We start from the raw sequence: 20,526 nt of genomic DNA on the forward strand, positions 1-20,526 counted from the left end.
CGCCCCCGTGCCGGCACCACCCGTGACGGTGGTACCGGGCGCGGTTGTGCCTGGGGTATTGACTCCCGGCGCGGTCGTTCCGGGAGTGTTCGATTGCACCGCAGCGTTATTCGCTACAGGAGTTACGGGATTGGACTGCGTCACACCGGAATTGGAAGCACCGGAGGTACTCGTCGCTGACGCCGCAATACTCGGATGCGGATCGCCACGCCCCGGACGCGACCTTTGCGAGCGATCCTCCCGGATCGACCACGGCGTACCGGGGACCGGCCCGTTCCCGCCGGAGTCGATCTCCGGCTCCACACCCGCAGGGCTCGTCACGATCCGGCCTCCTGTGTACCTCACCCGCTCACCATCCTCACCGCCGACGCCAGGACGACGGTTCCCATCGGTGGGAATCCCCGACAATGAGCCTGTCGGAAATGGAGGTCTCCGCCCATGCGCCGCAATCGGTCGAACGAATGGTCGCGGCACCGGGCGCGGAGGCCTCACGCGATGGGAGACTGATGCTGCCTGTGGTGATTCACCTGGCCTCGACGGCCGGTACACCGCGTGCCGGTTGTGATGGCGGCGCATCGGTTCGGAGGATGTCGGGGTCACGCGCATGACCGAAGATATGCATAAGATGCTCATGCCGTTCTGGGAGCCGCCGGGATCCGCGGCGCCGGACGCGAGTATGAATTCCCAGTACACATCCGATCCGCAATACCCGAAAGACTATCAATTTTCGCTGACGACCGCGAAATTGTATCATTCGATGCCCGACTTTTTCCAGAAGACATTCAGTAGCTTCGGCAAGGGCAGTAAAACCGAACCGCCGAAAAAGGCGGACATACCACAACTTCCCGCATCGTTCAGCAGTGCGCAGAATCAGGTCGGCAGTTTCACCAATTATGCGGTGGTGGCGCTGAAACTCAACCAGGCGTTCTCGGATCTTTCGAATTCGGACACTACTCTCGCGCCACTCGCGCAACAAGCGGCGACGACTTCCACGGACGGGCAAACCGCCCTCAATTCGGCCATCGACTCCATCAGTGATTCCGCTCCGACCGTTCCGCCCGGCGGAATCACGGAGGACGATTACATCATCAGCTATCTCGACAAGGCCCTTGCGGCGGCGAAGAAGGCTGTCGACAAGGCCATTGCCGACTACGACAAGACCGCTGGGTCGGTCGACGGTCAGACCAAGCAGATCCAGGACCTCCAACAGCAGGTCAAGGATCTGCAGGCGCAGAACGCGAAACTGCAGCAGCAGTTGGACGGCGGCGGTGCGAGCGGTCCGGCCGCGTCCTACAACCCTGCCGGTCTCGATCCGTACAGCACCGGTACGAGCGCCGGCACCAGCTGGTCGCCGCTGAATCTGGGCGCGGATACTGGTGCCTCCGGCTCGCTCGGTTCGCTGGGCGGCTCTTCGCTGGGTGATTCGTCGCTCGGTAACGGCACAGCCGGAACGACCGGCGGGCTGGGCAATACGGGATCCACGGTCCCGGCGGCGGTCGATTCCGGTTCCGGTTCCGCGGGATCGGGTATGAGCGATCTGATGAGCTCGATGCTGCCGATGATGATGATGATGCAGCAACAGCGCGGGCTGGGCGACGGGCTCGGCGATCAGGGCAACGGGGATCGCCTCGAGCCGGACCGCGCACGGGACTACCCGGCCGCCATGGCGCCACCCTCGGCCGGCCCGTCGACCACTCCGCCCGCCCAGGCGGCACAGCCCTCACAGTCGCAGTCCCAATCGCAGTCGGGGCCGCCGCAGGGTGCGACGGGACCGGCGCACCCCGGTGCACCCGCCCCGCGCACCCCCGGCGCGGACGGTCTGGTCACCTACACCTTCCCCGACGGCCGCACCCAGAAAGTGTCGCCCACTGTCGCGCAGGCACTGGACGCCGCGTTCTCCAACAACGCCGGGACCGACGCCCAGGCGGCGTATTCGAAGACTCCGGCGAAGTGGACGGACAACAAGCAGATCGGCACTCGCATCGATCCGTCGCAGCTCAAGACCGGTGACGTGGCGACCTGGGACGGTAGCAAGACCGCGATCCTGGTGGTCTGGGGTTCGGGCGATCCGAGTGCGAGCGCGGGGGCCGATCCCAGTGCGGGGGCGGGCAGTGCCTCCGGCGCCGATGCCGCTTCGGGCAGCCTGCAGGTCATCGTCGACGGTCAGTTGGTGCCATTCGACGAGCAGCTCTCGGGCAAGGCCGGCGCGTTCGGGAATTTCGCCGGATTCGCCCACCCGAACAACGTCGACGCGAGCGGCACCCATACCGATCCGACCACATCCGCAGGAGTCCCGGCGGCGGCCGATCCGTCCGCGGGGACCGATCCGTCCGCCGCGGCCGCACCGGCGGTCGCGGGTCCGGCGTCCTGATCGATGGCGACGAGGTGACAGGAGGGTGTTGTGGCATTGAACGTCGACCCGGGCGAACTCGCCGCGGCCGCAACGCAACTCGCCGCATTGGCGCAGTCGACGCACGCGTCGCTGCCGCAGTCCTGGGTGATACCCGCGGGGGCGGAACAGATCTCGGCCGAACATGTTCCGCAACTCAACGGGCAGGCCGCGAATCTGTTCGATCGCACTGCCGGGCTGTTGCACGACATCCACACCACCGCCCACAAGATCGGCGCCGCGGCGGCCGACTACACGCGGACCGACGGTGAGGGCGGCCGCACGGTCGGCGGTAGCGGCGGTGAGGTGCTGAGCAATCCGGTTGACCTTCCGCAGCCTCCCGGAGCGCGGCAGCCGCCGGTGTTCTCCCTGCCGGACGCACCCGCCGTCGATCCGCTGATCTTCGCCGAGCAACTGCGTGCCGGGCCCGGACCGGGACCGGCCGCGGCATTCGCCTCGAATGTGCGTGACTATCTGGCCGGATCCCATCAGGTGGCGCTGGGCGGCCTGGACCAGGCCGCTCGCACGATGCAGCACTGGACGCCAGTGGGTACCGATGCGGCGGCCGAACTGGATCGGCATCGAGGCGTGCTCGACGAATTGGGCACGTTGCTGTCGGATCTGGCCGATGGCGCGGACAATTACGGCAACGCCTTCAGTACGGCGAAAGCACAGCACCCCACCCCCGAGGAGATCATCGCCGCCCGCAAGGAGTTGCTGGCCGCGATCCGCTCCAAGAATCAGCTCGGGGTCGACGACGCACTCGCCAAATTCCAGGAGCAGAACGCCCGTTCGGCGGAGACCATCGCCGGATACTCCGCCAAAGTCAATTCCGGCAACGGTACGTCGTCCACCAGCAGCGGCAATTCCGGCGGCTCCGGGGACTCGAGTGCGCTCACCTCGATGCTGCCCCTGCTGACCAGCATGATGTCCGGCGCGAACGGCCTGAATCCGTCAAATCAGGACAGCACGGATTCCGCGTCGGATCTCGGCAGCCTGAACGACACCCTCGGCGGGCTGGGCGGTTACAGCGGCTACGGCGGCGGCGGGGGCGGGGGCGACAGTACGGACTTCGGCGCGAGCGTGCCCACGGCCGACGACGTGTCCGCCACGCAGAACGCGATGATCGTGGGCCCGATGCCGCTGGCCACCAGTGCCGCGGCGGCGGCCTCCGGTCTGGCCAGCGCGCCGGTGGCCGAATCGCTGGGGTCCGCGGGCGCGGCCGCCGCGGCCAGAGCCGGCGGTGCGGGCGGGAGCCCGATGATGCCGTATATGCCCATGTCACCCGGTATGGGCGGGGCGGGCGGTTCGAACAACGAGCGCAACCGCGTCGTGGCATGGCATCCCGACCGGCTGATGTACGTCGACGACACCCCGCACACCGAGCCGGTCATCGGGGAGAAGCCGACGATCGCGCCGAGCGTGACGCCGCCGACACCCGCCAATCCGAATTCGAGCCCAGCCGGAGGTTCCGCGTGAACGAGATTCATCCCGACGTCCAGGCGGCCCTGGATGCCGCCCGCGAGCTACGACACCGGATCGCGGATCTACGCGAGCGGATCGACGGGATCCGCGCCCGGCGCCCGTCACCGACGGGCGCGGTGATTCCCGAGGTGGACGCGATGGGGCGGCTCACCGGCCTGTACTTCGCCCCGGGCACCTGTGACCGGTTCACCTGCGATGAGCTCAATACCGAGATCATGGCCGCGATCCGGGAAAGCACCCTCGACGCTGCCCGCCGATACCGGACGGTGATGGACGACGAGCCTTGGCCGGAGTCGGCCGCGACGGATGACGCCGAGCCGATATCGGCTGCGGCGCAGGCACAGTCGTGACCGAGCCGGACGCGGTCACCGTCGCCGATACCGTTCGCTGGCTGCACGAAGAGGGTCTGATGCGGTTGGCGAGTGTAGCCGACCGCATCCCGAATCCGGTGTGCGCGTACACCGTCGACGTCGCCACGGGAACGGTCACGGTCTTCCCGGCCACCGGGGCGGGCCTGGGCGCGGACGTGGTGACGCTGGCCGCCGACGATCTGCCCGCACCGAACGGTCCGCCGAAACGTCTGGTCATCGTCGGGGTCACCACGTCGGAGACCGTGCTGATCGTGGATCTCGCTGCGAGCCGGGACATCTCGATCGACGCCGATCGCCCGGAGGCCGCGGCCCGATCGTGGGTGCTGCAGTTGCTGCTGAATCCGGAGATCACCCTGACGACCAACAGTGCCGAGGTGACGATCGCCGATTCGCCGCGGTTGCGGCACAGCTTCATTCCCGGTGGCCGCAGGCTCATCAACGTCGATGATCGGCATCCGCCGGTCACCGTGATCACCCTCAACTCCGCCGCCGAGGGTACCGATCATCTCGAGGTCGATCCGGACGACAGCGGTGAGATGTACCTGGGCGCGCGTCGCTGGCCGCTGCGCCAGGTGCTGACCATGGACGACAGCGCCTGGAAGGAACTTTCCGGGAGGCTGTCCGCGCCGGCCGAGAGCGCCTTCGGCCCCTCCGTGTCCACACCCGCCGAACATGCGCTCGCGACCGGCGCAGACACTCGCCGATAGGAGTTGTCATGACCGATATGCAGGATCTCGACGATGTCGACCAGGACGATCGAACATCCCAACGGACAGCCGTGTACGAGGTGTTCAATCCGGACCACACCGTCGGGGTGGCCTGTGACCGCGACGGCGAGGTGATCGGCCTGCACCTGACCGAGGACGCCAAGGACAACGGCGACACCTGGCTGAGCGCCGAGATCGTGCGACTGGCCAGGCTGGCCCACCTGAAGTCGCGGGTCGGTCTGCGGGCCGAGATGGAACACAACGGCGCTCGCCCCTACACCATCGACGCGCTGGACCTGCCATCCGAGGCCACGTATCGAGCCATCGAGGACGCCGAGTTCGGCCAGTCCGGCTGACCCCGGCTCCGCAACGCCGCCCACCGATGTCCGCCGCCGCACCGAACAGGACCACGACATGCCCGACATGCTGAACATGGATGAGCCGCAGGAGGTCATCGCGGCCTCGAGTCGTTTCGCCGGGGCCATCACCTCGGTCACCGATCGGGTCGGCGTCGTCGTGGATGATCTGGTGCTGCCCGCGAATCGGGATTCGCCGCTCGATCAGCGATGCGGTGCTGTGAATGATTGGATCGGCGCGCATCTGAGCGATGCGGGGACCCGGTTTTCCGGCCACGCCGTGACGACGCATCAGCAGGCTCGCGACCGCACGGTGGCGATCGCCGGCGCGGATGCCGCGGGTGCGACGGAAGTATCCGGGACCGAATCGATCTGAACGCCGGATGTACTCCGAGTACGACAGCCCGCACTGGAACGAGATCGTCGGCCACAACTGGCCGGCGATATCACCGCGTGACTGGCGTCGGCTCGAGTCCGCCGCCCGCGACGGCGCGGCGGCGATCGATCCCCAGGAGGCCGCGCGCGCCCGGCACGTCTTCGAGGAACGCGTGCGCGCCAGTGCGGGCTTGCAGCCGATCAAGGACGATATGCTCGCCCAGCAGGGCACTCCGCAGGCGTTCGTCGACGCGCTCGTCGCCGCCGCGGACACCTACGGCCGGATCGGCGGCCTGGTGCATCGGACCCGGAACAGCATCCTGGATATCGTCGGCGATGCGGACCGCCGGATCGCGCGGATACCGCCGGGCTCGCACAGCGACGACAAACAGGAGCGGCAGCGGGTCGCGGGCATCATCGAGCAGGCGAGACGGGCTGTCGACGATGTGGTGAACCGGGCGTTGGCCGAGATCGGGCCGCAGGGTCTGCCGGAACTGTCCGGCATCTCCGACGCGTTGGGCGAGCCGGGCCCGTGGGCTACCGGAAATTCGCATCCCACAGGACATTCGGGATATCCGCAGCACCAACGGCCGGGTCCGCGGTGGCATTACGGACCGGGGGAGCACGGCCCCATCGGATTCGATATCGGCTGGGACGGCCTGCGCCCGCCGCCGGGGTGGGGGCCGCTGGATCTGCCCGGGACGACGACCGACGTTCCGGACCAGGCGCCGGGTTCGGCCGCGCCGCGGGAAGAAACGACTTCCGGGCCGGAAACCCCTGCACCGCAAGGAGATACACCGCCGGTCATGTCGGGGCCGTTGGTGGCGGGGCCCGCCGCAGTGCCCCCCTCACCCGGTGTCGTGCCGTCCGGATCGCAGGCCGCCGATCAGGGCGCCGATACCGATGGCAGTGTCGGAGACGACGAATCGTCCACCTCGGTGCCCCCGGATTCGTCGGCACCCCAGGACTATTCGCCGAACGATGCTAAAACACACAGCAGCACAGCGGATCCCACGTCGACTCCGCATACCGCGACATCGGACCCCGGGACGATCGGCACCCGGGCCAGTTCGCCCGCGACCGAGGAACCGGCCGCGGATCTGGTCTTGCCCGGTGTCATCATGGCGATGGTCGAGCCTCCGTCCGCGGTCCTCGGTTCATCGGTGGCTCCGCCATCCGGTACCGCGATCCCGCCCGCCACCGGGGACCGGTTCCGCTCTCCGCAGATTGCGGATTCGGCTGCGGCACAAGCGGATGGCAGAGTTTCGGGGCCACCGAAAGGCGCCGTCGCCGGTCCCGCGTCGGCGGCGCCGCACGTCTCGGCCCCGGCGGGGCAGAGCAAACCGCCCGCCCGGAACCGGGCGGACGATGCGGCGACCGGGCCCACCGGCGAGACCGGCGAGCACGAGGCCGGTTCGCCCGCGGCCGGCGGCAGCGATGAGCTGATCCGGGATGCGGTCGGTGCGGCGTTGGTGGCCGGGTCGGCGCCGGCCTTCCTGCTCGGCGAGCGGCTGGACGCGGATCTGGTGCTGGCCCGTTCACTGTTGAGCAGCATTCTCGCGGCGGCCGATCCGCAGCGGATGAGTCCGGCATGGGCGGTATCGATCATGCGGCATGCGGGCGGGGTCAGCGCGTTCGTGACCTCCGACGAGGGCCGGGGCTGGATTCCGGCCGGGACGTACCTGCCCCGCGAGATGTCCATCCCGTGGGTGTGGTCGGTGTCGGAGGGGGCGGCGTGGGAGGGGCTGGCCGACCCGGCGCGAATCCTGGTGGAGTTCGCCCTGGCCTGGGGCGCGCAGTCCGGGGCCCGGTTGTCCGCGCTGGCCTCGTCCGCACCGATCGACGCCGATATGCTGCGCCAACTCGGTGATCTGCCCGCGGCCGGTTCGGTATCCGCCGAGCCGACGATGAATTTCTCCGCTCCGGCAACCGGTTTGACCGACCGGCTCGGTCTGGTCGGTGCGCGCAAGCTCCAGGAGCGGGTCGAGGCGATCGACTCGGACGCGATCCGCGATCGCTGTGTGGATCTGGCCTTCGACGCGAATACCCGTGTGGCGCAGATAGGTTCGGACACCTCGCGGTCGCTGGGCGCGCCCGTGCTGCGGGAGCGGATCCTGGACACCGTGCGGCAGTTGCGGCCGGTGCCGCCGGAGTGGTGGGAGGAACTGCGCGACGCCGACGATCTGATCGCGGCCTCTATGGCGGCGTTGCGCACGGATGTCTCCCGCGTCGCGCTGGGCCAGTTGCGCGCCGAAACCGCCGATGCCCGAGCCGCTTCCGCGTTGCGGGCGATGGTGTTCGAACGCCGGGCCGACGAACTGGTACTGCTGTTGGCCGCGGAACCGGCGCGACAGGTTCTGCGTGATGCGGTCTACGCGCACGGACAGCTCGTGGATCATCCGCGTTTCGCGCAACTGGCTGCGGCGGCAGCGCGCGCGGCAGCGGTGCGACGGCCCACCATCACCGCGCCGCCGACGCGGTGAGATTCGGCGGACGGGCAGCTGATCGGGCGTCCCACGGGTGGGAAGGCATGACAATGGTCGAATCGGCGGGTGGAAGGACTTGATGCGGCATGCCGGATAGATTGAATCTCGATCCCGATGTATACCGCCATCTCGCCGATCAGCACGAGGCGATCGGCGGTCAAACTCGTCAATGGGGTGAGCAGCCGACCGATTGGCTCAATGAGTTTCCCAATACCTACGGAAAGATCGCCCATCCTGTTCATCAGGCCCTGCTGCGGTATTACGCGGCTCGCGAGGGTGCGGCCAATGCCCTGGCCGATGAGCACGAAAACACCGCGAGGATGTTGCGGGAGGCCGCGGCGGCCTACGAGCAGGCTGATCAGGAGGGCGCGCTGAACGTGCACGGGCCGGGAGCGGACCCGGGCTCGCACCAGTTCCCGTTCGGTACGCACGGCCCGTCGGTGACGAGTGGTGGGCCTGGCGGTGGACCCGGTGGCGGTCCGGGGGGTGGGCCTGGCGGTGGACCCGGCGGCGGGCCTTCCGGGTCGGGACCGGACGGGACCGACCCCACTGCGGTGCAGCCGAGTTCGCTGCCGCTGACCGGGGTGCAGCCCTCCGCCAACGGCAATACGCCGAACTTCCAAGGCCCCGGTGGTGGGCCCGGGGGTGGCCCAGGTGGTGGGCCCGGGGGTGGCCCAGGTGGTGGACCCGGGGGTGGCCCGGGTGGTGGACCCGGTGGCGGTCCCTCGGGCCCGGGACCGGACAGTCGGTCCGACACCGAGCATGCGCCCACCAGCGCCACCGCGCGCGGCGATCTCCCGCCGGTGCCCGTGCCGTTCGAGGAAGCGGTGGCCGCCGCCAAGGACAAGGAGGCCGAACCGGCCTACGTCGTCGGCGATCAGGTGGACGGGGATCTGGTCCTGGCCAAGACCTTGCTCGGTGGCGTGCTGGCCGCCGTGGACTCGCCTGTGGCGGGCCTGCAGTGGGCGGTGGCGGTACTGCGCGGGCCGGCCGGAATCGGCGTATTCGTCACCTCCAACGAGGGCCGCGGCTGGCTTCCGGCCGGGATGTATCTGCCCCGGCAGGTATCCACGCCCTGGTTGTGGGACGAGGTGCTCGCCGCCGACGACGGTGCGGGATCGCCCTGGGAGGGCGTCTCGGATCCGGCTCGGGTACTGGTGGAATTCGGATTGGCGTGGGGGCCGAAGGCCGGTGCGGCGATGACCGCGCTGGTGTCCTCCGGGGCGATCGACGCGGGTCTGCAGACGCGGTTCGGCGACGTCTCGATGGCCGGATTCGTCGGCCCCTCCGGCGACCTCGATCTGCGGGTGCCCACCTCGGACACCGCCGACCGGCTCGCCATCGCCGGATCTGTCGAGGGGGCCGAACGTGCTGCGGCCGTGCCGGATTCGCAGATCCGGAGTCGCTGTGTGGAGCTCGCGGTGGAGGCCGACCTGCAGGTCGGCCTGAACGCCGCCGCCCGCCCCGAGGCCGGGCAGGCACGCGGGGTGCGCCGCCGCATACTCGAAGCGATCGGGGCCGGGCACGAGGTTCCCGAGGGTCTGTGGCAGCAACTGCGTGACGCCGACGATCTGCTGGCCGCGTCCCTGATGCCGCGCCGGGTGGACGTGGGCCGGGTCGAGCCGGGCGAGCTGCGGGTCGACGAGGAGGTCGCGGTGCTGCGCACCCTGGTCTTCGAACGTCGCTGCAACGAACTGGTTCTGCTGCTCGCCGGAGCCGAACCGGGCCGTCAGCACCTGCGTGACGCGGTGTACGCCCATGAGCAGATCCTGCGGCATCCGCGATTCGTCCCGGCTCCGGTCGCGGTCGCTGGGCCCGAGCAGGCGGTGCGCGCGGAGACGACGCGGACCTCAGCGCCGAACGTCGCGGCAGGGCCGCCGTCCGGTGCGGTCGCCGGACCTCCTTCAGGTGCGGTCGCCGGACCGCCGCCGGGTGCGGCCGCCGGACCGCCGCCAGGTGTTGTGGCCGGACCGCCTTCGGGTGCGACGGTGACCCCGGGCGAGATTCCGCCGGGTGCGGTCGACCGATAGGAAGGGCGTCGAATGACCCATCCCGTGGTACAGGCCGCATTGGATGCGGCCTTCGAGTTCCGCCAGACGATGTTCGACATGTTCGATCGAATCGAGCAGACCCATGCCCGCCGCCCGTCCCCGCACGGCCTGGTCATACCCGAGGTGGACGGCCTGGGCAGGCTCACCGACCTGTACATCGCACCCGGCACGATCGACGAGTTCGACAACGACCAACTGGCAGCGGAGATCATGGCCGCGATCCGGGAGAGCACCGCCGATGCCGAGCGGCAACACCTGATGGTTATCGACGGGACCTTCGCCGAGCTGCGATCCCGGGGCACAGACACGGTTTCCGGGAAATAGCGTGACCGATCTGTACGCGCCCGAGGGTGAGGCGGAGGAGAGGAACCAGGCCCGGTCGACGCAGCGCTACGAGGTCTTCAATCCCGACCATTCCGTCGGGGTCGCCTGTGATCTGACCGGTGCGATCGTCGGGCTGCACCTCGGCGACGAGATTCGGGACAACAGCGAGAGCTGGCTGTCCGCCGAGATCGTCCGGGTCGCGCGGTTGGCATATCTGAAATCGCTGGCCGGGCGGCGTACGGAGATGGCCCGCAACGGGGTGCTGCCGCATGTTCTCGACGCCCTGGACATGCCGACGCAGGCGCAATACCTGGCCATGGAGAACGCCGAATTCGGTGACCAGTTCTGAGCCGATGGGTCGCGTCGGGCGGGTCGGCCGCTGCTCCCATCTCTGGGAATGGACGAGAATGGCCGTGTCGGAGAACAGGGGTCGTAACCATGGACAAACCAAATCTCAACATCGATACGGACGAGTGGCATGGGCAGGGCAATGCCAATAATGCGGTGGCCCCGGTCTATCGTTCGCAGGGAACTCCGGATCACGAGTTCCACGACTCGTTCGAGGCGTCCTACGGTCTGGCCGCGTCCGCGATGAAAGCACGGCTGGTCCGATATTCCGACGAACGGCAGGCGCGGTGGGAAGGTATCGGCGATTTCCACGATGATCTGGGGCATAAGAGTCACCGGGGCGCGAATGAACTCGAGCAGACCGACGCGGCGGGTGGAGCCGCTACGCGGGGAGACGATACCGCTGTCTGATCGTGTGCAGCATCGGTTGTACGGTGCCGGTCGAGTAGGTGGATGCTGATGGCCGATAAGAAATACATCAATGTCAACGACAAGCTCGGCGACAATGACGCACTGGTCTCCGATAACGGTATGTTCCGCATCTCCGTCGAACAGGGGAATCTGGTCGAACGTGGGCCGGACAACGAGATCGTCTGGCAGCAGAAAGCGCCCGGCGGAACTCACCTCGCGTTCGAAAGTGCCGGATACAACGGCCATTATTCCAACCGGCTTATAGTCAAAGATAAAGACGGAAATCAGGTCTGGCCGAACCCGGATGGCACTGACAAACTTCCGGGCAAAACAGGTGCCGCCGCAAAGAAGAATGATGCCCAGCAGTTCGTTCTCGGCAACGACGGCAACCTCATTGCCTACGATACGACAGACACCGACGGCAAGAATCGGACTGCGGACCACATCGTATGGCAGAGTGAATACTCTGCCCCCAACAGGGTGTTGCGTACCCCCGACGGTGCCACCAGTGCTTTCACCGACCTGATAAACGGGTCCAACTCGCATCTCGCGACGCTCATCAATACGTTGGGAACCGGTGATCCCAAATTGCCCAAATGGGCATATCCTGATGAAACCGCCCTGAATAACGCCTACAACGTCGTCGCCTCGTACAACGCCGGCGACGGAGTGAGTTCGGACGCCTACAACAGCGCCCTCACATATATTTCGAAGCATTCGGGCGATGCGGCCAAGGACGATCAGGAGATGGCCGGGAAGATAGACAAGCTGCGGACCGCACGCGGTAGTGCCTTCACCAATATCGAGAAGACGATCACGGTGATGAATGAGAAGCTGAACAGCATCGCCGTCTCGTCCGGCAATATCCAGGTCTCGGTCGAGGCGACATTCTATCCCCAGGTCGGCAGCGCTGTGGGCGCGGTCGCGCAGGATGTGAACGATTACGCTGATTACAGTAAGCAACTCGCCGGAAAGGAGCCCGCCGCGTCCGGACCCGCCGATGGTGCGTCCGGGCCAGCCGATGGTGCGTCGGGTCCTGCGCAGGGTGCGTCTGGTCCGAGTAAGGGCGCGTCCGGCCCGGCCACGGGAGCGTCCGGATCGACCGGGTCGTCCCCGCAGATCGTCTACGTGCCTTCAAACGCCGGTAACGCCGGTAACGCCGGCGCGGTCGGCGCGACCGACACTGCGAGCACCACGAATTCGACCGGTACCTCGACCGATTTCAGCAACCTGTTCGGTGATCTGACCGGTACCAGTAGTTCGCTGAGCTTCGATGGTTCGGGTATCGGCGCGAGCGGTGTCGATCTGGGCTCGACGGCGGGGCAGCAGGTCGCGAACACCGGATCGGTCGGCTCCGGTTCCGGCACGACCACCGGCACCCCGGTGAACGCGAATACCGGCAATTCGGATCCGACAGCCGGGATCATGCAGGCGATGGAGCTGTCCACCATGATGAACGCGTTCAAACAGCCCCAGGCGACCACGTCCGATCACACGAGTGCCAGCGGCAGCCTGGACGACCGGTACGGCTATCAGGATCGGGGTGCGTATGCCGATCAGGCGTCCTACGACTACGGCAACAACGCGCAGAACGCCGGCACCCCGCCCGCGGTCTCCGCGCCGACCGCAAACGGAACACCTCCCTCGGTGTCGACCGGCACGACGACCGACTACCCACTGCCCGACGGCACCACAGTGCACGTATCTTCGACTGTCGCTGATGCGCTGAATCGCGAACTGCACGGTTCGGCCGCTACCGCGGATGCTGCTTACTCGGGTACGCCCGGAGCCTCGACGGCCGATCATCGTTGGACGACCGTCACCGATGTGTCCAAGCTCGGCACCGGCGATGTCGTCAAGTGGGCTGATGGCTCGGATTCCATCGTGGTCAAGTCGGGTGGGAACGTCTACTACGTCGACAATCACACGTTGGTGCCGCTGGATACCAGCAATCCGCAGGGCAATCACGGTGCGTTCCAAGGGTTTTTCCATCCCAGCGGTCTCGACGCGCCTGCCGAGTCGACCGGGGACCCGAGCGCACTCAATCCCTCGGCGAGTGCCGTTCTCGCCTCCGCACCGCCACCAGTGGCGTCCAGGCGAGACCCGAGTTCGCCCGTGCCCCCGCAAGCGTAGGGCGGCAGTTCATTGTCGGAGAAGATCGATATCGTCATCGGTGTGGTCCGCGACTACGGCTGGGACGACGTCGCGGTATGGGCGCGCAGCCTGGTGAATTCCGGTTTCACCGGGGTGGGGGTCGTGATCGTCTATGGTGGCGGCGAGGCGACGGAGATCGTGGTCCGTAATCTGCGGAACCTCGATATGCAGGTGGTTCGGATGCCCGCGCGCGGCAGCGTGTACGAGGTTCGGTTCGAGGATATCTCCTATGTCCTGTGCGAACTTCTGCCGGAATTGCGCTTTGCCATCGTCACCGATATTCGTGACGTGTATTTCCAGTCCGATCCGAGTCTCTGGCTGGAATCACATCTGACCAAACCGATTCTCGCGGTGAGCGAGGCGATCCGATATGCGGACGAGGAGTGGAATCGGGACAACTTGAATGCCGCGTTGCCTGCGCAGGCCGCTCGGCTGATGTCGAAGACGGTTTGCAATGCCGGGGTGCTGGCGGGCGAGGTTACGGCGGTCGCGGATCTGTGCCTGGCCATCTCCTTGGTCGCGCGTTCCACACCGGTGTATCAGGGTGACCAAGCCGCGTACAACCTGCTGCTGGATATGGAACCGTACCGTTCCACGGTGCAGGTCGCGGTCTCGGAGGACGGGTTCGCCTGTCAGGCAGCAGCACTCGGTTCGGCATGGTTGCGGCCCATTTCGCTGGAACCCCCTCCGACGCTCGATGCCGAGGGGGTGCGGACCGCGGGCGGGAAACTGTACTCGATTGTGCACCAATACGATCGGATTCCCGAATGGAATGCGCTGTTGCGGGCGAAGGCGTACGGGGTCGCACCGGAGACACCCGAGCTCCGGGAGATCGCGGCCGCGGGCCGGTCGGGCGTGGAGGTGGCGAGCCGCTCGGATAGCGAGCGTGCCGAGAATGCGGCACCGACTCCAGGCGCGGTATCGCGGCTGGCGGAGGTGCTGCCCGATCTGCCGCACATGTTGGAGGTGACCATTCGGCCTCGGGTGTCGATCATCTGCCCGACCTACCGGCGTGCGTCCTTCCTGCGCCGGGTCGTGCGCGATTACCTCGCGCAGACGTTCGAGGGCGGACTGGAGATGATCATTCTCGACGACAGTCCGGAGCCCAGCGACGGCCTCGACGCGCCGTGGTGCCAGGAACGGGGAATCCGCTATCACCACATTCCCGGGCAACGCCTTACCCTCGGCGCCAAGCTGAATCTGATGATGCAGATGGCGCGCGGCGAGATCATCATGGAATTCGACGACGACGATCACTACGCACCGCAGTATGTGGCCCGCATGCTCGAATTCCTCGGTGACGCCGACTTCGTCACGCTCAGCAGATGGTTCTGTTACGACCCCGGCCGTAAGGTGTTCGGCTACTGGTCCACCGACGCGAACTCGCCGGTGCATTTCATGCTCTCGCCGCGCGAGCCGGTGGAGCCGGTGTCCACCCGTAGCTGGGATCGCGCCGCGGTCGAGGGGAACCTCTGGGGTTTCGGGTTCTCCTACGTCTGGCGAAAATCGGTGTACCCCGAGGTGGAGATTCCCGACGCGCCGACCGAGTGCTTTCATACCGATCTGGATTTCACCCGGCGGCTACAGCGGGCCGGATTCAAAACCGTGGCCGTACCCGACAACGAGGGCATCGTGCTGCACATCGTTCACCCGGACAGCAGTGCGCGCATCTTCCCGCAGTACGTCATGCCGGAATTCATGGTCCGGACGTTCTTTCCCGGATATCCGGTCGAGCCGGACCGAACCGCCCCGCACCCGGCGGACCGCGCGGCGGCGCGGCTCAATGCTGGATGCTGAATCGGTAGGTGCTGTACCGTTCCCGCTCGCTACCCGCATCCTCCCAGCTGTAGTCGTATCTACCGGTGTGGCCGAGGCGGATTCGTGTGTCGGCGTGGATCGGGATGCCGGAGCGGCGGGCGCGCTCGCTGAACGCGAAGTCCTCGCCGAGATACCACTGCTTGTCGCCGTCCGGCACGACCATCGGCAGGAAGTACGGCACCACCGGCTTGCCGAACCTCTCGTTGCACACCGGAAGGTTCTCCTGCACCGCGATCTTCTCGTAGACGTAGCGCTTGGTGAGCAGGAATCCGGTTGCCGCGTAATGGATTTCCAGCAGACCGCCCTCGGCGCCGAATACCAGGCGATCGGTGCCCTCGTTCAGATTGCAGACGATTTCGCGGGCGCCCTTCTTGGGATATATCCCGCACACCATGGGCAGGTCGTGCGACCGCAGCGTGTCCACCGCCGCGACCGGGAAACGGATGTCGGAATCGATCCACATCAGTTCCTCGTAGCCCTTGGCCAGCGCATCGGTCGCGAGCTGGCTCCGGGCCTGATCGATCGCCGAACAGCCGTACACCCGCCAGACCGGATAGCCCAGACGTTCCAGATCCATCAATCCCTGGGCGCACTCCGGTTCGATGTACGTCGCCACCGGCACCAGGACGACACAACTGGAACGATCCATCGAAACGTCTTCTCCAAATCACGTGAGGCAGGGCGTATTACGTGGCCGTCGCGGTGTCGGTGCCGTCCTCGCCGGTTGTCTCCTCGTCGGTGCCGTCGGCCGGGGCATCACCGTTGGCGGGAGCGGATACCCGGGGGCGTTCGCGCCGTTGCTTGCGAGCCATGGCCGGTGTCACGGTCGGCGTGCCCGGGGTGGGGCCGCTCGCCGCGACGGGCGCCGCGCTCGCCGGCGTACCCGGTGCGGCCGCGGGCTGGGCGGCGTTCGCGGCTGGTCCGACCGCGGGGCCGGCGGGAGCCCCGGGTGGCGTCTGGCCGGCGCCGTTCGGATCGGTACCGTTGTCCTTGTGCGGGCCGAACTGTTTCTGCAGCACCTGCATGACCGTCGGGGCGATCGAGGAGGCCAGTGCCATCGGGATCATCGCCAGTTGCATCAGCCCGGACAGGCCGCCGCTGCCCGAGCCCGAGCCGGCGCCGGCGGTGCCCGAAGCACTGCTGGACGCGCTGTCGGAAGCGGAACCAGCGATCTGCTGATTCTGCTGTGCGACCGAGTCGACGGCCTTGTACACCTCGTCCACGGCGTTCGCGATCTGCCACATCAGCGACTGTTCCTGAGCGGCTTTGAGTTTGGCGCTGCCGACCGAGTCGAGTACGTCGTTCAGATCCGCGACGATCTGTTCGATGGCCCCCAGCGTCTGGTCCTGGCTCGCGGCGACGACGACCGAGGTCTGCAATACCTCGCTGTCCAGGGTGAGCAGTGCGCTCTGGCGCTGCTGGATCTGAGCCAGTGCGTGGTGGTACCCCACGCTGGATTCGCTCTGACCGAGATCCTGGTAGATGACCGGCTGCATGAGGTCGCTGACATTCGGAGGGGTGATCGGCGTACCCCGGCCGAGTAGATCGACCGCGGTCTGGATGGCGGTCTGGGCCAGGCCGACGTAACTCTTCAATGCCGCGGACGCGCCCGGCGGGCAATCGAGTTCGACCGTCCAGTAATGGTGGCCGATTCCGTTGCCATCGCTGCTCGAACCTCCGGACAGCAGGGTCGCGCTCGTAGCGGTGAGCGGGGTCGTGGCGGACAGCGGGGTGGCGCTTGTAGCGGTGAGCGGGGTTGTGGCGGACAGCGGGGTCGCGCTCGTAGCGGTGAGCGGAGTCGTGACGGACAGCGGGGAGGCGCTCGTAGCGGTGAGCGAGGTCGAGGCGGACGGCAGCGTGAGGAAACCGTTCAGGCCGGAATCGGTCGTGCTCGCCGTCATAGATCTGCCTCCCGGGAAACTGCTCCCATTGTCAGGCCTTCCCACATTTGGGAATGCAGATCTCTTTCGGTACGCGGGCCGGTGGCGCATAGTCGAGGACGACTTCTGTACCGGCGGAGAAAATCCGTATCGGTGTGTGTCCCATGGCTGGGCTCGACCTGAGAGGCAATCGGCGATGAGTGAAGGCGCATGGCACCGGTACTGACCGAGGATATGGGCACGGTGCTGCAATCTCTGCTGGACCTCTACGGCGCGGGCCGGCCCGAGGTGTCCGCCGCGACGTCCGGCGCGCATACGGTTGCCGCGGTCGCCGACGGACATCGTGGCAATGCCGCCGACGGTTATTCGAATTTCCGCGCCATGCAGGCGACGATCGCGGATTCGCATGCGGAAAAGGACGATCTGGTTTTCAAGGCGGTCGGCGTGGCCCGTGACGGCACTGTCACCGGCCGCAATCACCTCACCAACCAGATCGCTGATTTCCAGGCTCGGGTGCAGGCGATCGCGGCGGTCGGCAGCACCCGATTCAGCGGTCCGGCGCTGCTGGACGCGGCACACCAGACGATCACCAGCGCGGCCCAGCAGGTCGGCGCCGACGTCGCGGCCGCACGGCGGCAGGCGGCGAGGATCAGTCCGCCGCTGGCGGTACAGCCGGTCGCCGCTCGCGCGAGTTCATCCGGTCGCCGCCGTCGACGCACCCGTCCGTCCGCGCGGGCGGGCCGGGTCACCCGGCACCGGCTGCCCTCGGACGCGAGTGCCGGCGGCCGGGCCGTCGGCGCGGCCAACAGTTGGGTCGGAGCGCCTTATCAATGGGGCGGCGGCGGCGCCAACGGTCCCAGCGGCGGCGGATTCGACTGTTCGGGGCTCACCCAGTACGCCATCGCGCAGGCGACGCACGGACGGGTCGTGTTGCCGCGCACCACATATGAGCAGATCTATAGCGGAGTCCGGATCCCGGCGCACGATGTGCGGCCGGGTGATCTGGTGTTCCCCGCCAGTTCGTTCTCCTCGCGGGGGCCCGAACATGTTCAGCTCGCCGCCGGGAACGGCATGGTCATCGAGGCCCCGCATGCGGGTTCGACGGTGCAGTGGTCGCGGATGCCCAGTCACGCCGTGGTCGTGCGCGTGCTGTGAATCGCGGCGAGGGTGATGCGCGCTGGCGATAGAGATTCCGCACGATGTCGCGCTGTTCCTGAACCTCGTGGGTGTCCCGTATCCGGACATCAACGAGGACCATGTGCACCAATTGGCCGGGCACGTGCGGACATTCGCGAAGAATCTGGCCGACACCCACGAGTCCGCGACCGGCACGATCAACGATATGGGCTCGGTTTATTCCGGGTACTCCTACGAGACCCTGGTCCGCACCTGGGCGCGGACGAGCAAGTCGCACATGTCCGAGCTGGACGCGGCCTGCAAGGTGATCGGTACGGCGCTGGATATCGCCGCCGAGGTGATCAGGGGCGTCAAGATCGCGGTCCTGGCCGAATTGGCGGCATTGGCCGCGACCTACTCCGCGACCTTGGCCGCGACGTTCGCCACCGGTGGGGCGGCGGCTGTGCTCGAGCAGATGATCGCGGCGGCGGCCCGGAAACTGTGCCAGGCCATGGAGCAGATGCTGATCGGATATCTGCTCACGGAGGTGATGGAGAAGGCGATCGCGCCGCTCGAACCGGTGATCGACCGGATGGTGCACGGCTTCCTGTACGACACGACCGCCGATCTGCTGGGTGTGCCGAATCCGAACACGCTGTATCTCGAGCCCGACGAGATCACGCACTACGCCGACGTCCTCGATCAGCATGCCGACGATATCCTGCGGCATGCCCGCGATTTCGCGAACAAGGTTGCGGCGCTGGACTTCACGACCGAGGGTGGCTCGCGTCCGGCGGTCCCGGACGAGGTGAGCACGCCGCCTGCGTCCACGGCGCCGCACCGATCTCCCGTGGCCGATACGCCGAGCCCTTCGCATGTCTCACAGGCGCCGCCCTCGCCGCGTACGCAGGTCGGTCCGTGGGACGCGTCGCGTCGTTCGAGTGAGCTTCCGGCAACACAACAGTACGCGCACGGTGCCGGGCCCGAACGCACGCCGGCACACGGGACGAACGATGCGGCGGGTCAGGATCCCGCGGCGCGGCATCACCCCGGCCAGGCTCAGCACGAGTCGAAGGCTCCGAACGATGCCGCTCGGTCCGGTGCCACGGAACAGCCGCGCACGAGTTCCTCCCAGCCGCAGGCGACCAGCGACCGGCCTTCCGCGGCGGGCGATCGCCCACAAGCTACTGATGACCGTCCGCAGGTCACCGCACAGGATCCCGGGGGAGCGCAGCGGCATCCCGGCGGCGAACGGTCGATGCCCGATGCCACGGATTCGGGTGTGAACCAGCACGTTCCCGGGGCGGGCTCGCATGTTTCCGGGGCGGCCGGACCGGGCGATCTGGGTCATGATGCGGGTCGCTTCGACGCTCCGGACGCTCCCGGGGCGGGGACGACAGGGCCGGATAACGGCTCGGCCCCCGATCACGGGGCCGCCGCGCAGACATCCGCCGACTCCGGCGACTCCGGCGACAACGGCGCGCCCCGGAACCCGGAATCTCCTGCGGCACAGCAGCGTCCGACCCGAAGGCGATCGCCGTCGAAATCCGGGCGATCGGGCGATGCGGGTGCGCCCTGGGGCCGGGCGGCGCGCAAGAATTCCGCCGGCCGCGGCACACCGTGGAAAAAGACCCCGCGCAAGACGACTCGCGCCCGCGTCGCCCCGCCGCCCACCGCCGAGCAACATCCGCAGACGCCGTGGACCGGTACCGGTACCGGCGCTGACGCCGGCGCCGAGCCGCCGAAAGTATTCGCCCCGAAGCCCGATGCGGCGACGCACCGGCCGTCGGAGGACCGGTCGGGCTCGCAGACTTCGCCATGGCGTGGTGATTCGGAGATTCCGGGCAGGTCCGGGACGATGGAGCCGGTGGACAGGGCGCCGGCAGCGGAACGGCCTCGGCCGCCGCCGACCGTCGTCGCCCCGCAGACGGACGTCATTCCGGACGCGTCGGAGTAAAGGTTCCCGGCCCGAAGCCCGAATTGGAGCGCGGCGTGTGGAACGCCGACGCCGAGGGGTCGCGGGGAGAGGGGGTCCGCGGCCCCTCGGCGGATGAGGGCTGTATCGCGGCCGTGGTTGCCCGGACCACCGGCCGCGCCCGTGGTGGGGTCGCCAGCATGAGGGGGACTGGCGACCCCACGGGTTGGGAAATAACCTGCGCGGCGGCATGATGACCGGATCTCGGCTCTCGAAGCCGCCGCCTCGGTTGCGGGCCTTCAGGATGAGGGACTGTCGACCCATGAAGAATGTACCGCTA

At 67.5% G+C, this 20,526-nt stretch carries 17 protein-coding genes; 15 read left to right on the plus strand and 2 right to left on the minus strand.

What is annotated here, in order from left to right; translation table 11 throughout:
• Nucleotides 1-757: 757 nt before the first annotated feature.
• The 13 genes from NV1_RS38990 to NV1_RS39050 all read left to right on the plus strand — a co-directional run bounded on the left by NV1_RS38990 (nucleotide 758) and on the right by NV1_RS39050 (nucleotide 15,254).
• Nucleotides 758-2,371, plus strand: coding sequence for a hypothetical protein (locus tag NV1_RS38990; RefSeq protein ID WP_157117676.1), 1,614 nt, complete (start codon nucleotides 758-760; stop codon nucleotides 2,369-2,371).
• A gap of 30 nt (nucleotides 2,372-2,401) precedes the next feature.
• The gene (locus tag NV1_RS38995; RefSeq protein WP_067903757.1) at nucleotides 2,402-3,868 is read left to right on the plus strand and encodes a PPE domain-containing protein; all 1,467 of its coding nucleotides are present in this window, start codon (nucleotides 2,402-2,404) and stop codon (nucleotides 3,866-3,868) included.
• Nucleotides 3,865-4,224 carry a hypothetical protein gene (locus NV1_RS39000; RefSeq protein ID WP_067903760.1) on the plus strand — a complete coding sequence of 120 codons (360 nt, stop codon included), beginning with the start codon at nucleotides 3,865-3,867 and terminating at the stop codon, nucleotides 4,222-4,224. Before NV1_RS38995 ends, NV1_RS39000 begins: the two co-directional genes overlap by 4 nt.
• Nucleotides 4,221-4,952: a hypothetical protein gene (locus NV1_RS39005; protein ID WP_067903763.1), complete on the plus strand. Its 732-nt coding sequence runs from the start codon at nucleotides 4,221-4,223 to the stop codon at nucleotides 4,950-4,952. The genes NV1_RS39000 and NV1_RS39005 overlap by 4 nt, the downstream gene beginning before the upstream one ends.
• Before the next feature lie 8 nt (nucleotides 4,953-4,960).
• Nucleotides 4,961-5,308, plus strand: a complete 348-nt coding sequence (locus NV1_RS39010) for a hypothetical protein (RefSeq protein ID WP_067903766.1) — start codon at nucleotides 4,961-4,963, stop codon at nucleotides 5,306-5,308.
• Between the two features lie 58 nt (nucleotides 5,309-5,366).
• Complete coding sequence (locus tag NV1_RS39015) at nucleotides 5,367-5,684, plus strand: hypothetical protein (RefSeq protein ID WP_067903769.1); 318 nt, start codon at nucleotides 5,367-5,369, stop codon at nucleotides 5,682-5,684.
• Nucleotides 5,685-5,691: 7 nt separating this feature from the next.
• Nucleotides 5,692-8,166, plus strand: coding sequence for a hypothetical protein (locus tag NV1_RS39020; RefSeq protein WP_067903773.1), 2,475 nt, complete (start codon nucleotides 5,692-5,694; stop codon nucleotides 8,164-8,166).
• A gap of 89 nt (nucleotides 8,167-8,255) precedes the next feature.
• Nucleotides 8,256-10,199, plus strand: coding sequence for a type VII secretion target (locus NV1_RS44980; protein WP_067903776.1), 1,944 nt, complete (start codon nucleotides 8,256-8,258; stop codon nucleotides 10,197-10,199).
• Nucleotides 10,200-10,211: 12 nt separating this feature from the next.
• On the plus strand, nucleotides 10,212-10,544 hold the full coding sequence (locus NV1_RS39030) for a YbaB/EbfC family nucleoid-associated protein (RefSeq protein WP_067903780.1): 333 nt from the start codon (nucleotides 10,212-10,214) through the stop codon (nucleotides 10,542-10,544).
• A 1-nt stretch (nucleotide 10,545) separates the two neighbouring features.
• Nucleotides 10,546-10,893, plus strand: coding sequence for a hypothetical protein (locus tag NV1_RS39035; RefSeq protein WP_067903783.1), 348 nt, complete (start codon nucleotides 10,546-10,548; stop codon nucleotides 10,891-10,893).
• An 89-nt stretch (nucleotides 10,894-10,982) separates the two neighbouring features.
• Entirely contained in the window at nucleotides 10,983-11,303 is a 321-nt protein-coding gene (locus NV1_RS39040) for a hypothetical protein (protein ID WP_067903785.1), read from the plus strand.
• 48 nt (nucleotides 11,304-11,351) lie between these two features.
• Nucleotides 11,352-13,436 carry a hypothetical protein gene (locus tag NV1_RS39045; RefSeq protein ID WP_157117677.1) on the plus strand — a complete coding sequence of 695 codons (2,085 nt, stop codon included), beginning with the start codon at nucleotides 11,352-11,354 and terminating at the stop codon, nucleotides 13,434-13,436.
• A gap of 12 nt (nucleotides 13,437-13,448) precedes the next feature.
• Nucleotides 13,449-15,254 carry a glycosyltransferase family 2 protein gene (locus NV1_RS39050; RefSeq protein WP_067903791.1) on the plus strand — a complete coding sequence of 602 codons (1,806 nt, stop codon included), beginning with the start codon at nucleotides 13,449-13,451 and terminating at the stop codon, nucleotides 15,252-15,254.
• Here the strand turns inward: NV1_RS39050 and NV1_RS39055 are convergent.
• Together NV1_RS39055 and NV1_RS39060 are read right to left on the minus strand one after the other, a co-directional pair.
• A complete protein-coding gene (locus NV1_RS39055) occupies nucleotides 15,238-15,924 on the minus strand; it encodes a hypothetical protein (protein ID WP_067903794.1) in 687 nt (228 codons plus the stop codon). The two genes, NV1_RS39050 and NV1_RS39055, sit on opposite strands and share 17 nt — an antisense overlap.
• Before the next feature lie 37 nt (nucleotides 15,925-15,961).
• Complete coding sequence (locus tag NV1_RS39060) at nucleotides 15,962-17,176, minus strand: hypothetical protein (protein ID WP_067903797.1); 1,215 nt, start codon at nucleotides 17,174-17,176, stop codon at nucleotides 15,962-15,964.
• 189 nt (nucleotides 17,177-17,365) lie between these two features.
• Between NV1_RS39060 and NV1_RS39065 the strand changes: the two genes are divergently transcribed.
• Nucleotides 17,366-18,310, plus strand: a complete 945-nt coding sequence (locus NV1_RS39065) for a C40 family peptidase (RefSeq protein WP_067903800.1) — start codon at nucleotides 17,366-17,368, stop codon at nucleotides 18,308-18,310.
• Between the two features lie 67 nt (nucleotides 18,311-18,377).
• A complete protein-coding gene (locus NV1_RS39070; RefSeq protein ID WP_067903803.1) occupies nucleotides 18,378-20,228 on the plus strand; it encodes a WXG100-like domain-containing protein in 1,851 nt (616 codons plus the stop codon).
• Nucleotides 20,229-20,526 lie beyond the last annotated feature (298 nt).

Origin of the sequence: Nocardia vaccinii NBRC 15922 (assembly GCF_001613305.1) — a bacterium.
GTDB lineage: Bacteria > Actinomycetota > Actinomycetes > Mycobacteriales > Mycobacteriaceae > Nocardia > Nocardia vaccinii.

What these genes read in the sequence shown, in the direction of transcription:
- NV1_RS38990 (WP_157117676.1), top strand. Translation starts at nt 758, where the DNA reads ATGCCCGACTTTTTCCAGAAGACATTCAGTAGCTTCGGCAAGGGCAGT.
- NV1_RS39010 (WP_067903766.1), top strand. Translation starts at nt 4,961, where the DNA reads ATGACCGATATGCAGGATCTCGACGATGTCGACCAGGACGATCGAACA.
- NV1_RS39015 (WP_067903769.1), top strand. Translation starts at nt 5,367, where the DNA reads ATGCCCGACATGCTGAACATGGATGAGCCGCAGGAGGTCATCGCGGCC.
- NV1_RS39020 (WP_067903773.1), top strand. Translation starts at nt 5,692, where the DNA reads ATGTACTCCGAGTACGACAGCCCGCACTGGAACGAGATCGTCGGCCAC.
- NV1_RS44980 (WP_067903776.1), top strand. Translation starts at nt 8,256, where the DNA reads ATGCCGGATAGATTGAATCTCGATCCCGATGTATACCGCCATCTCGCC.
- NV1_RS39030 (WP_067903780.1), top strand. Translation starts at nt 10,212, where the DNA reads ATGACCCATCCCGTGGTACAGGCCGCATTGGATGCGGCCTTCGAGTTC.
- NV1_RS39040 (WP_067903785.1), top strand. Translation starts at nt 10,983, where the DNA reads ATGGACAAACCAAATCTCAACATCGATACGGACGAGTGGCATGGGCAG.
- NV1_RS39045 (WP_157117677.1), top strand. Translation starts at nt 11,352, where the DNA reads ATGGCCGATAAGAAATACATCAATGTCAACGACAAGCTCGGCGACAAT.
- NV1_RS39055 (WP_067903794.1), bottom strand. Translation starts at nt 15,924, where the DNA reads ATGGATCGTTCCAGTTGTGTCGTCCTGGTGCCGGTGGCGACGTACATC.
- NV1_RS39060 (WP_067903797.1), bottom strand. Translation starts at nt 17,176, where the DNA reads ATGACGGCGAGCACGACCGATTCCGGCCTGAACGGTTTCCTCACGCTG.
- NV1_RS39065 (WP_067903800.1), top strand. Translation starts at nt 17,366, where the DNA reads ATGGCACCGGTACTGACCGAGGATATGGGCACGGTGCTGCAATCTCTG.